Raw genomic sequence first — 12,037 nt, 5'->3', positions numbered from 1 at the left:
ACGCATGCTCGCCGACTTGCTCCCTGTGCCCACAGGCCCCCTGACCATCCCCGTGACCGGCGAGACAGCCGTGCGCCTCTCCCTGGTGATCCCCACCTACCGCGAAGCCCAAAACATCGAAGCGCTGCTCGTGCAGTTGACCCGGTTGCTGAAGGCTGCCTTGCCCGGAACCTTTGAGCTGATTGTCGTCGACGACGACAGCCCCGATTTTACCTGGAAGCTGGCCCAGGGCCTGACGGCGGATTATCCTCACCTGCGGGTGATGCGCCGCACCGACGAGCGCGGTCTGGCGACGGCCGTGGTCCGCGGCTGGCAGGCGTCGCGCGGGCAACTGTTGGGGGTGATCGACGGCGATCTGCAGCACCCGCCCGAGAATTTGCTGAAATTGCTGGCCGCCGCCGAGCAGGGGGCGGATCTGGCGGTGGCCAGCCGCCACACCGAGGGCGGCGGCGTAAGCACCTGGCGTCTCGCGCGGCGGATCGTCTCGCGCGGCGCCCAGCTTATCGGTCTCGTCCTGCTTCCCGGCGTGGTCGGTCGGCTCAGCGATCCGATGAGCGGCTTTTTTGTGGTGCGGCGCGCCTGTCTGGCGGGCAAGCCCCTCAGTCCCCTGGGCTACAAGATCTTGCTGGAGGTCCTGGGCCGCGGCGACATCCGCACCATCCGGGAGGTGGGCTACGTCTTTGAGGAGCGCACCCAGGGCGAGAGCAAAGTGACCCTGCGCCAGTACGGCGAGTACCTGCTCCACCTGTTGCGCTTGCGCCTTTCGCGTTGAACCGAAGCTTTCGATCTTGCCAAGAGCGCGGGCAGGACAAATCGCCGTGAAGGCCGGTGCAGCAGACGTTACGGTACCCTGGTGTTGGGCGGCAAGGCTCTCAAGGCAGGCGGGCTCGGGCCGCAGCGAGGGCTGTGCTCATGGGGCCACCCGCCGGTACAGATACGGCGTCGTAACCGCAAGACCCAGCACTTCCGGCTGCGTCACGCGCTCGGAGCGGCCGACAAAGAGCACGCCCCCGGGGCGCAGGGCGTGGGCGAGCCGGCGCAACAGGCGGCGTTGGGCGCCCTCGTTGAGGTAAATCAACACGTTGCGGCAAAAAATCAGATCCCAGCCGCCATCGAATGACCGCCTAAAGACATCCTCGCAGCGAAACTCCACCGCCCGGCGCAGGGGCTCACAGAGCGTATATACACCGTCCGCCGCTTGCGCGTAAGGATGCAGGCGCTCGGGAATCGTTTTTTCGAGGGCCGACCGGTAGACACCCCGGCGCGCCTGCTCGATCGCCGCCGCGCTGCAGTCGCTGCCCACCAGCTTGCTGCCCGCAAGCCGCCCGGCCCCATCGAGGCACACGGCCAGCGAGTACGGTTCTTGCCCCATCGCACAGCCCACCGACCAGGCGCTCAGCGGCCCGCCTCCGGCCAACCGCGGCAGTACCCTGCTCTCCAGAACCTGCCACTGCTCGGGATCGCGAAAGAAACTGCTCACCGAGGTGACCAGGCTCTCGCGCAACCGGGCAAAAGCCTGCGGGCAATCGAGCAGATGGCGGCGGTAATCCGCCCAACTCTCCACGCCGGCCAACTGGCGGCGAATCACCAACCGCTGGTGCAACTGGTGCGATTTGTAAGCAAAAATATCGATGTTGGAGACGGTTGCCAGCCAGAGGCAAAAACCGTTCCACCCCGCCTCCTCTTCATCGATCGCTTCGGCCGCAGCCTCCCCCCGTGGGGCGGGGGTGGAGAGCTTGGCGACACGCGCCGGCAGGCCCGCAGCAGAAAGAGGCTTGAAATTGTCCGTCATAACCGGAGAGGAAAATATACAAGGTCGGCGCGGAGGCCGATCCGATGGGCCGCCTTCGATATTATCGGCGACGGACGGACAAACACCACAGGCTCAAAGGCGGCCCATCGGTCTAGCGGCGACGGACGTCGCGGGCAAAGTCCAGGATGTGCCGGGCGGTGTGCTCGGGTTGTTCGAGGTGGGGCGTGTGTCCGCACCCGGAAAGCCAGCGCAGGGAACTGCGGGCGATGGCCCGCCGGAAACGTTCGGCGTCGGCGGTGCCGAGCACGCCGTCCGCTTCGCCCCAGAGAATCAAGGTTTGGTGGGCGACCCCGCCGATGCGGGGCGCCAGAAAGTCGTACCCGCCGCTGTGGGAAAAGCGCAACAGCGCCTCCTGCCAGTGGGGCTGGGTGGTGTGCAGGGCGCAGCAGCGCCGGGCGGCGCGCTGCAGGTCGTCCTCGCCCCCCCAGGCGGGCCGGTTTTTAAACGCCCGCCACAGTTCGAGCGCCAGGCCGTCGAAGGGCGGCGAGAGCCATCGGTAGACCGCCGGGCCGCAGGTGAAGCCGACGCTGTCGATGAGCACCAGCCCGGCGACGGCCTCGGGGTGGGTGAGCGCAAAATCGATAGCGGCAGCCCCGCCCATCGAAGCGCCCACCAGCACCACCGGCTCGCCGATCCGCTCCAGCCAGAAGGACCACAGGTGCGCCTTGAGGGCGGCGGCGCTGCAGGCAAGATCCGGCCGCCTTTCAGTAAAGCCGAAGCCCAGCAGATCGATCGCCCAGGTCGAGCGGTGGGCGGCAAGCAAGGGCACCAGCCGAAAAAATTCGAGCAGCGAACTGTCGAAACCGTGCAGCAGCAGCACCGGCGGCCCGTCTGCACGGCCCGCGCGCACGAAGCTGGTGGCGACGGACTGGGAACCGGAAGGGCAGAGGACGGGGACGCGCTCGATGCGCTCCAGCAACCAGCGCGCCTGCGGATGATCGATATCCGCCGCGTCCGGGGCAAAGGGCGCCGGGACAGAAACTAATTGCTGCATGGCGCCGCCTCCAGGCGGTACTCCAGTTGCCCATACAGAGTCTCGAGGTGGGTGCGCTCCTCGTCGGTGGCCTGCCAGTAGCCGCGGCCGTGGGCCTGGGCCAGTTGCCGGGCGATCTCGGCTGCGGCATAGGGGTTGGCGGCGATCAGGCGATCGCGCATCGCGGCGTCGAAGACGAAGCGGCGGGCCACCTGGCCCCAGGTGGCGGTGCCGACGCTGGCGGTGGTCGCGTCGAGCCCGAGCAGATATTCGACCCGGTCGGCGATTTGCTGGGCGCCCTGGTGGCCGTGGGCGAGCATGCCGTCGATCCAGCGGGGATTGAATAGGCGGCTGGTCACCCCCTGGCGCACCGCCTCGGGGAGGGTCTTCACCTCGATGCGCTCGCCGGTGGTGTCGGCGATGAGCACCGCCGGGCGGCTGCCGCCCACCAGTTGGGAGGCGCGGGCCATGCCGCCGAAAAATTCGTAATAGTGATCGAGGTCGGTGACTTCAAATTCGTGGCTGTCGCGCACCTGGCTGATCAGCCGCACGCGCCCGAGGGCGCGCTCCAGCGCCTCCGGCGCTTCGCAGGCCCCTTGACCGTAGAGATAGCGGGTGCGGTTCAGGTACATCCGGGCCAGGTCCGTTTCTGCTTCCCAGGCACCGGTCTCGATCAGGCTGCTCAGCCGGTTGCCGTACTCGCCCGGGGGCGGACCGAACAAGCGGCCGTGGCGCGGTACCCCCGCCTCACCCTCACTCTCCAGCGTGTGGCGGCGCACGAAATTCTGCTCGGGAGGCTCCGCCAGCCCGGCCACCGCCTCAAAGGCCCGGTCGATCAGCTGTACCAGATGGGGAAAGAGGTCGCGAAAAAAGCCGCAGATATTGACCGTGACATCGATGCGCGGGCGGGCGAGCACTGCGAGGGGGACGATTTCGGGCTTCATGGCAAACCCGCGACCCCGGTCCACCCGCACGCCGATGTAGTGCAGAATCTGCCCGACCGTTTCGCCCAGGGTCTTGCAGGTCTCGAAACCCCACAAAATTACCCCCACCGCCTTGGGGTAACCGCCGTGCTCGGCCCGGTAGCGCCGCAAAGTCGCCTCGGCGATCTCCGCTCCCCGCTCGCAGGCGCTCTCGGTGGGCAGTTTGGTCGGATCGAATTGAAAGGTATTGCGCCCGGTGGGGTAGGTGGACGGGGTGCGCACCGGATCGCCCCCGAGCCCCGGCTCGACGTACCCCCCCGCCAGGGCCTGGATCAAGGCTGCGCTCTCGTCGGTGCAACCCACTTGATCGGCCAGCCAACGCAGATAGACCAGCGATTCGGCCAGATCTCCATCGCGGGGATCGCTCCCCAGCACCTGCCGTTCGATAACGACCCGCGCCTGGTGCGCGAGGTTCTCCAGTTCGGGGCCGGGCCGGTCGAGCAAACGGTCGTAGTCGAGGCGCGAGCGCAGCGCCAGTAGCCGCGGCAGGGCCGGCGCCTCCGGGCGGTCGTAGCGGGCCACCAGCGCCAAATAATCGACTAGGGCTTCTCCGGTGAGACGGTGGCCGAAGGTATGCAACCCAAGCGGCACCGCCACCCGCTTGAGGGCGAACAGTTCCCGGTGCAGCGCCTCCAGGGCCGCTTCGTAGGGTGCGGGATCGAACAGCTCGGAGGTATCCTGCAGGGCCGCTTCGTCGACGGCTAGGGGCACGGCGTGCTCGACCGAGATGCGGACCATCTGCCGCAGGACAGCTCGGGCGCGCGGCGGGCTCACCCGCAGTTGCTCTTCGTACTCGGCGAGCAATTCCTCCAGCTCAAGCAAATGGCCATAGAGGCCCGCTGCAACGAAGGTGGGCGAGGCGTGGCTCACCAGCTGCGCGTAGCTGCGCCGCCGGGCGATCGTCCCTTCGGAGACGTTGACCACGTGGTAGAGATAGACGTGGGGCAGATCGCCCATCAGCGCATCGGGAACCGAATCAGCCCCCAGGGCCACCTGCTTGCCCGGCAGAAATTCGAACGTGCCGTGGGTGCCGACGTGGACGACGGCGTCCGCCCCCCAACCGTCCGCCTCCGCCAGATAGCGGTAGAAGGCGATGTACTGGTGGTGGGCGGGCAGGCTCTCGTCGTGGTGGAGCTTGGCCGGATCCTCGTGGATGCCCCGCGAGGGCTGCACGGCGACCAGGACATTGCCGAAGGCGATCCCCGCCATCAGCAAGTCGGTGCCCTCCACCATCAGATCCCCCGGCGGCGGCCCGAAGACCTGCTCGCTGTCCCGGCGCAGGGAGGCGGGCAGTTTTTCGTACCAGCGCAGATAGGTCGCCAGCGGCACCCGCAGGGCGTGGCGGGCGGTGCGCTCGCTACCGACAAAGCCGCCATTGTGCAACAAGCCGCGACCGAGCAGCAGATCTTTGAGTGTCCCGGCTTTGGGCACCTCGAGGCTGTAGCCGGCCCGCCGCAGTTGGACCAGCACGTTTTCGACCGAGGCGAACACATCGAGAAACGAGGCGGTGCCGAGGGTGCCTTCTCCGGGTGGATAGTTAAAGAGCACTACGGCGACGCGCTTGTGGCGATTGGCCTTGCGCGTCAGGGCGACACGCTTGAGGATGCGCCGCGCCAGGTGCTCGCCGCGCCCCGGCACCGGTGCCACCTGCTGAGCGGGATCGAGGCCGTAGAGCATCACCGGATCGATCGCCCCGTCCAGTTCGGCGAGCGCCACCGTGGCGAGCGTCTCGACCGGAGACAGTCCGTCTTTGCTCGCCTCCCAGCAGGCGATCTCGCGGCTGTGGGAGGTGATCGCCACGTAGTAGGGCACATCGAGGGCACCCAGCAGGTTCACCGTCTTCTGGGCATCCCCCCCGAGCGGTCCGCCATCCAGGCGAAACCACAACAGCGAGACGATCGCATCGCAAATCGGCCGGCCGTCCTCAAAGAAGTGGGCCTTGAGGGCATCCGCCGTGCGGATGCCGTCGGCAAAAAAGCACACGACATTGGCACCCTCGGCCAGGGCAGCGAACAGTTCGCCGCCCCCTGCGAGGTTGGCGGCCAGGGTGGTGCCGCCGTAGAGCAGCACCGCCACGGTGGGTCGCTGCGGGTCCGGGGGGTGGGCGGTGCGGTACTCGCCGTAACCGGCGTAGCGCGCACCGGAGGCGGGGTCGATGAACCCGCATTCGGGATAGATCTGCGGCGGCGCCGGTTGGGTCTCCACCCCGGCGTATTCCGCCGCCACGAAGCGCAGCAGGTTGGCCAGATTCTCAGATCCCGAGTGGGTCCAGTACTGGACGCAGCGCTGCCAGTTGGCGGCGTGGCGACCGCCGACGCGGCCGTTGGCGGAGGCGGCCGGCGGGTAGCCGCCGGGCTGGAGGACAAAATCGCCCATGCGCAACAGTCCCAGGGCCGCCCCATCCCCCGCAAAGACCGCAATGAAAGCCACGGCCTGCCCTTCGCTCTCGCGCCGTGCCCGCTGCACCAGGGACACAGCCTGCTCGGGGGTGCCGCGCAGATCGAACAGCACCGCCCGTGCCCCTGCAATGCTCGCCAGTACGGTCTCGGCGGCCAGCGAACGGTCCTGAAGGCGATGGGTCAAGAAAACTTCCACCTCAAAGAGCGGACCTTCAGCTTCCAGCAGCCGCAAGGCTTCGGGCAGACTTCCCAAGGCCGTGGCTGAGGAAATGAGCACCAGACGGGGTACGGACATGGTGGTCCTCGCATGAAGGGTTCGTTTTGAAGGGTGCGCGGGGGTGAAAACGCCTCAGGACCAGACGGCGCGCACCGTCAGGTACGCCCCCAGGGCAAAGATGAACCAGGCGCTGGCCTGGCCGACCAGGGGTGCGTAGCGTTCACTGCCGTCGATGCGCTTTTCGAGCCAGTGGACCGAGAGCACCAGGCTGAGGCCCAGACCGATCAGCACCGAGGCCAGCCCGAGGCTGAAGACCACCACCAACCCCAGTCCCTGCAGAACGTCGGACAGCCCGCCCGCCGCCACCGCCGTGAGCAACACCGCGAGTGCCCCCGGACAGGGCACCACCCCCCCGGAGACGCCCAGGGCAATCAGCGCCCGGGTATCGAGCCGCTCGCCGGTGCGCACGCTCCCGTGGGGATGATCGTGGGAGTGGCCATGCTCGTGATCGTGATCGTGCTCATGATCATTGGAGTGGCCATGGTAGCCATGGTCATGGTCGTGCCGCATGTTGAGCGCGTGGCTGAGGCGATGATTCCAACCGGCCCAGAGCCGGGCAATCGCCCGCTGCCACACCAGCCAGGCACCCACCGCCAGCACCAATAGCCCCGAAATCAGTTCCAGATAGTGCTCCACCCACGCAGGCGCAAAATAGCGGGCCGCCACCAGCGTCAGCGCCGCCAGCAAATAGACGCTCAGCGTATGGGTGAGGGTGACCACCAGCCCCAGGACCACCGCGTCCCAGGGCCGGCCGCGGCTGCCCACCAGATAAGCCGCCATCAAGCTCTTGCCGTGGCCCGGCTCCAGCGCGTGCAGGGCTCCCAGACCAAAAGCGGATACAACGTACAGCATTCCAGACACGGCCATTCTCCGGGCAAGCCTGCTGTGTAACTTAGCAGACCGGGGGTGTGCTCTGCGCAACGGCGACGGGCTCGTTCAAGCTGCGGGCAGTCCATGAACGAACAGTTTCAGTTTGACCGAAGACATTGCTCATTTTCCAGTTCGGAGAATGTCCAATCGCTGCCCAATCCTCGCCGATGCTTCTAAAGAAGTAGACAGCCGTCCATCACTGTGCAGATAACGCCGCCGGGGGACTGGGATAGGCTTGCGGCAGAGCGAGCCGTGACACTATCTAGCGCCCAATTTCGGAGCACATCCATGGCCAGGCACCCCAACATCCCGCCCATCATCGAAACCCACGATCACGAGTATCGCGGCAGTGGCGTCGAGAGCACCGTGGCCGTTGCAGGTCATCCGCTCCATCCGGTCATCGTCACCTTCCCGATCGCCTTTCTGGTCGCCGCCTTCGGGAGCGACCTGGGGTACTACCTGACCCAAGACCCGTTCTGGGCGCGGGCATCCCAGTGGCTTTTGGGCGCCGGTATCGCCGGGGGAGTGATCGCCGCGATCACCGGCATGACCGACTTTTTGCGCATCAAGCGTGTGCAGGCCCGCTCGGCAGGCTGGATCCACATGGCGACCAACGTCGTGGTGCTGGGTATCTCCGTGCTCAACTTCCTGCCGCGCATCGACGACCCGGTAGGACCGATCTTGCCCCTGGGCATCGTCGCTTCGGCGGTCGTGGCTGTGCTGTTGGGCGTCTCCGGGTGGTTCGGGGGCGAGTTGTCCTTTCGCCATAAAGTGGGAGTGATCGGTGAGCAGGATCGCACCACTTCTTGAGCCCAACGTTCAAAATTCCTTGTATCAGTCAGAGCCTTGTGCGGTTCGCACAAATATTCATGATTTCTCCGCACGCTCACGGTAGTCTACGGGTTGTTTTCGTCAATATCTTTCAGGGCGATATTTATTCAGCCGAAGAGCAGTGACTGCCCCAAAGTGAGAATCTGGAGGTCCATATGATCTGCAAGCAGCGGACCGGTCGTGCCGCGCGGATTTGTAGCGGTTGATGACCGCAGAATTCAAGCGGCGGCTAATTTTCAGCCGCCGCAACCACCGGAATTTTTTGGCCTTCAGCAATTGCTCGAAAGATAGCAGAACCGGGTTAAAAAAAGATAAATAACCCTGTGCAATACCTGAGGAAGCGCTATTCTCCTGGTGGCCTCTTCGGATGATGTTTATGAGTGCCGTAAAGATTGCAATCAATGGTTTCGGCCGCATCGGCAGGCTGGTATTGCGGGCGGGTCTGGACAATCCCGACCTGGAGTTTGTCGGCATCAACGATCTGGTCCCGCCCGACAACCTCGCTTACTTGCTGAAGCACGACTCTACCCACGGCCGCTTCAAGGGCACCGTCGAAGCGCACCCGGACGGCATGGTCGTCAACGGCCGATTCATTCCGTGCACGGCGATCAAAAACCCGGTCGAACTGCCCTGGGGATCGCTGGGGGTCGATTATGTCGTCGAATCGACAGGGCTGTTTACCGGGTACGACGGGGCTTCCCACCACCTGGCGGCCGGGGCGCGGCGCGTGGTGATCACCGCTCCGACCAAAGACCCTGAGAAGGTGCCGACGCTGCTGATGGGCGTCAACCACGACCAATTCGATCCGGACCAAGACTTGATCGTCTCCAATGCCAGCTGCACGACCAACTGCCTGGCACCGGTGGCTAAGGTGATCCACGAGCGCTTTGGCCTTGCTGAAGGACTGATGACCACCGTGCACGCGATGACTGCGACGCAGCCCACTGTGGACGGCCCGAGCAAAAAAGATTGGCGCGGCGGCCGGGGCGCGGCCCAGAACGTTATTCCCTCCTCCACCGGGGCGGCCAAGGCAGTGACGCTGGTACTGCCCGAGTTGAAGGGCCGGCTCACCGGCATGGCCTTTCGGGTGCCCGTACCGAACGTCTCGGTGGTCGATCTCACCTTCAAGACCGAGCAACCCACCAGCTACAAGGCGATCTGCGCCGCGATGAAAGAAGCCTCGGAAAACGAACTGGCGGGCATCCTGGGCTACACCGAGGAGCAGGTGGTCTCCAGCGATTTTATCGGCGACGCCCATTCGAGCATCTTCGACGCCGGGGCCGGTATCGAACTCAATTCCCAATTTTTTAAAGTGGTCAGCTGGTACGACAACGAGTGGGGCTACTCCTGCCGGGTAAACGATCTGATCGTCGCGATGGCCCACAAAGAAAAACCCGCCGATTCCTAGAGGCAGGCGGCTCCAACCCCATCCCAAGGGATTTTTATGCAAGATCGACTGTTCGTCTCGATGGAGCACCCGCGTGCCCTTCCAGAAACGGATCTGATCAAAGGGGCGATCGTCGGAGCCGGCGCAGTCGGCATGGCGATCGCCTATTCCATGCTCATCCAGAACACCTTCGACGAATTGGTGCTGGTCGATATCGACCGGCGCAAAGTCGAAGGGGAAGTGATGGACCTGGTCCACGGCATTCCCTTTGTCGAGCCGTCCGTGGTGCGCGCGGGCACCCTCGCCGATTGCCGGGGGGTGGATGTGGTGGTGATTACGGCGGGGGCCCGGCAGCGGGAGGGGGAGACCCGCCTGTCGCTGGTGCAGCGCAACGTCGAAATTTTCCGCGGTCTGATTGGCGAGATCATGGAGCACTGCCCGAACGCCATTTTGCTGGTGGTCAGCAACCCGGTGGACGTGATGACCTACGTGGCGATGAAACTGGCCGGATTGCCGCCCTCGCGGGTGATCGGTTCCGGGACGGTGCTCGACACCGCCCGATTCCGCTATTTGCTCGCCGAACGGCTCAGAGTCGATCCGCGCAGTCTGCACGCCTACATCATCGGCGAGCACGGCGACAGCGAGGTGCCTGTCTGGAGCCGCGCCAACGTCGCCGGGGCTTTTTTGAGCGAGATCGAGCCGGCGGTGGGCACCCCCGACGACCCGGCGAAGATGTTCGAAGTTTTTGAGCACGTCAAAAACGCCGCCTACGAAATCATCGAGCGCAAGGGGGCGACTTCCTGGGCGATTGGCCTCGCCACCACCCAGATCGTGCGCGCCATCACCCGCAACCAGAACCGGGTGCTGCCGGTGAGTGTCTTGATGAGCGGCCTGCACGGCATTGAGGAGGTGTGCCTGGCCTATCCGGCGGTGCTCAACCGCCAGGGGATCGACCGGCTGGTGAAATTTTCGCTCTCGCCGGGTGAGGAAGAGCAATTGCAGCGCTCGGCCCGGGTGATGCGCCAGACTCTCGACGGGATCCAGTTTTAACCCTAATTTTCGAGGTAATGCGTTATGCAGCCTTTAGACCGTCGAACGAAAGTCGTCGCGACGATCGGTCCTGCGAGCAGTTCGCCGGAAGTGCTTCGGCAGCTGGTGAAGGCAGGAATCAACGTCGCGCGCTTGAATTTTTCCCACGGCAGCTACGAAGACCACGCGCGCATGGTCAAGCTGCTGCGGGAGGTCTCCGAGGAACTCGACACCCCGATTACGCTATTGCAGGATTTGCAGGGGCCGAAGATCCGCGTGGGCCAGATGCCCGAGGGCGGGCTGGCTTTAGGGGAGGGCGACGAGCTGACGCTGTTGCCGGTGGCGGAATTTGCGGGCGAACCCGGCACGGTATCCATCGACTACCCGTATCTTGTGGAGGAGGCGACGCCGGGTACCCAGGTGCTCCTGGACGACGGCTTGCTCGAATTTGCCGTGGTTGAGGTGAAGGGCAACGCCGTGCGCTGCCGGGTGGTGCGCGGGGGGGTGCTCAAAAGCCGCAAGGGGGTCAACCTGCCCAGTCTGGATTTGCGCCTGCCCTCGATGACCGAAAAGGACAAGCAAGATCTCGAATTTGGACTGGAGCAGGGGGTCGATTGGGTGTCTTTGAGCTTCGTGCGCCGGGGCGAGGACATTCGCGTGCTCAAAGGACTGCTCGCTGAACACGGGGCCGCCGATGTGCCGGTGATCGCCAAGATTGAGAAACCCCAGGCGATCGCCAATCTGGAGGAGATTCTCGATGAAGTGCAGGGAATCATGGTGGCCAGGGGCGATCTGGGCGTTGAGATGAGCCCGGAGAAGGTGCCGCTGCTGCAAAAGCGGATCATTCGGCTTTGTAACCGGCGGGGCATTCCGGTGATCACCGCCACCCAGATGCTCGACAGCATGATCCGCAATCCCCGGCCGACCCGCGCTGAGGCGAGTGATGTCGCCAACGCCATCCTGGACGGCAGCGACGCGGTGATGCTCTCGGGCGAATCGGCGGTGGGCGATTTTCCGGTGCAGTCGGTGGAGATGCTCGTGCGCATCGCCAAAGAAGTCGAGCGGGAGTTTACCTTCGACAACAATCCGCCCGCCAAATCCGATGAAATCCACGCCCTGTGCGAATCGCTGGGCACCATCGACAAGATCTTGGCCCTGCACTGTATTGCCACTTTTACTACCACCGGCTTCAGCGCTTCGATCGCGGCCGCGGAGCGGCCGAAGGCGCCGGTGGTCGCCTTCACCCCCGACTTGAAGGTGTATCACCGGTTGAATCTGGTCTGGGGCGTGAAGCCCTTGCTGTTGGAGCACCCGGCGGCGGAACTCGAAAAACTGATCGAGCAGATGGAAAGCTGCCTTGTCGAACGCAACCTCGCCGCCCCCGGCGACCGGATGCTGGTGCTGGGAGGTAGCCCCGTCCAGAGGGCGGGCGGCACGAATTTTCTGAAGATCCATACGCTGCACTAAAGCGGTTT

The 12,037-nt window shown here is 64.9% G+C and carries 8 protein-coding genes and 1 pseudogene; 5 read left to right on the top strand and 4 right to left on the bottom strand.

Annotation, left to right across the window (positions count from 1 at the left end; translation table 11 throughout):
* Positions 1–4: 4 nt before the first annotated feature.
* Positions 5–769 (top strand): annotated as a pseudogene (locus GLL_RS17195) (polyprenol monophosphomannose synthase); the annotation flags it as partial.
* 141 nt (positions 770–910) lie between these two features.
* Here GLL_RS17195 and GLL_RS17190 read toward each other — a convergent pair.
* From GLL_RS17190 to GLL_RS17175, 4 genes are all read right to left on the bottom strand, one after another.
* Positions 911–1,792 carry a CheR family methyltransferase gene (locus GLL_RS17190; RefSeq protein ID WP_011143320.1) on the bottom strand — a complete coding sequence of 294 codons (882 nt, stop codon included), beginning with the start codon at positions 1,790–1,792 and terminating at the stop codon, positions 911–913.
* A 112-nt stretch (positions 1,793–1,904) separates the two neighbouring features.
* The gene (locus GLL_RS17185; protein ID WP_011143319.1) at positions 1,905–2,807 is read right to left on the bottom strand and encodes an alpha/beta fold hydrolase; all 903 of its coding nucleotides are present in this window, start codon (positions 2,805–2,807) and stop codon (positions 1,905–1,907) included.
* Entirely contained in the window at positions 2,795–6,463 is a 3,669-nt protein-coding gene (locus tag GLL_RS17180; protein ID WP_011143318.1) for a cobaltochelatase subunit CobN, read from the bottom strand. Before GLL_RS17180 ends, GLL_RS17185 begins: the two co-directional genes overlap by 13 nt.
* Positions 6,464–6,517: 54 nt before the next feature.
* A complete protein-coding gene (locus GLL_RS17175) occupies positions 6,518–7,297 on the bottom strand; it encodes a high frequency lysogenization protein HflD (RefSeq protein WP_164929266.1) in 780 nt (259 codons plus the stop codon).
* Positions 7,298–7,603: 306 nt separating this feature from the next.
* On the opposite strand from GLL_RS17175, the gene GLL_RS17170 reads away from it, so the two are divergent.
* From GLL_RS17170 to pyk, 4 genes are all read left to right on the top strand, one after another.
* Entirely contained in the window at positions 7,604–8,125 is a 522-nt protein-coding gene (locus GLL_RS17170) for a DUF2231 domain-containing protein (protein WP_164929265.1), read from the top strand.
* A gap of 397 nt (positions 8,126–8,522) precedes the next feature.
* A complete protein-coding gene (gap, locus tag GLL_RS17165; protein WP_011143315.1) occupies positions 8,523–9,554 on the top strand; it encodes a type I glyceraldehyde-3-phosphate dehydrogenase in 1,032 nt (343 codons plus the stop codon).
* 96 nt (positions 9,555–9,650) lie between these two features.
* On the top strand, positions 9,651–10,583 hold the full coding sequence (locus tag GLL_RS17160) for an L-lactate dehydrogenase (protein ID WP_164929732.1): 933 nt from the start codon (positions 9,651–9,653) through the stop codon (positions 10,581–10,583).
* A 24-nt stretch (positions 10,584–10,607) separates the two neighbouring features.
* Positions 10,608–12,029 carry a pyruvate kinase gene (gene pyk, locus GLL_RS17155; RefSeq protein ID WP_011143313.1) on the top strand — a complete coding sequence of 474 codons (1,422 nt, stop codon included), beginning with the start codon at positions 10,608–10,610 and terminating at the stop codon, positions 12,027–12,029.
* Positions 12,030–12,037: the final 8 nt, after the last annotated feature.

The organism is Gloeobacter violaceus PCC 7421 (assembly GCF_000011385.1).
Lineage (GTDB): Bacteria > Cyanobacteriota > Cyanobacteriia > Gloeobacterales > Gloeobacteraceae > Gloeobacter > Gloeobacter violaceus.
This window is presented reverse-complemented; position numbering and strand designations above follow the sequence as displayed.

What these genes read in the sequence shown, in the direction of transcription:
- gap (WP_011143315.1), top strand. Translation starts at nt 8,523, where the DNA reads ATGAGTGCCGTAAAGATTGCAATCAATGGTTTCGGCCGCATCGGCAGG.
- GLL_RS17170 (WP_164929265.1), top strand. Translation starts at nt 7,604, where the DNA reads ATGGCCAGGCACCCCAACATCCCGCCCATCATCGAAACCCACGATCAC.
- GLL_RS17180 (WP_011143318.1), bottom strand. Translation starts at nt 6,463, where the DNA reads ATGTCCGTACCCCGTCTGGTGCTCATTTCCTCAGCCACGGCCTTGGGA.
- GLL_RS17190 (WP_011143320.1), bottom strand. Translation starts at nt 1,792, where the DNA reads ATGACGGACAATTTCAAGCCTCTTTCTGCTGCGGGCCTGCCGGCGCGT.
- GLL_RS17185 (WP_011143319.1), bottom strand. Translation starts at nt 2,807, where the DNA reads ATGCAGCAATTAGTTTCTGTCCCGGCGCCCTTTGCCCCGGACGCGGCG.
- GLL_RS17175 (WP_164929266.1), bottom strand. Translation starts at nt 7,297, where the DNA reads ATGCTGTACGTTGTATCCGCTTTTGGTCTGGGAGCCCTGCACGCGCTG.
- pyk (WP_011143313.1), top strand. Translation starts at nt 10,608, where the DNA reads ATGCAGCCTTTAGACCGTCGAACGAAAGTCGTCGCGACGATCGGTCCT.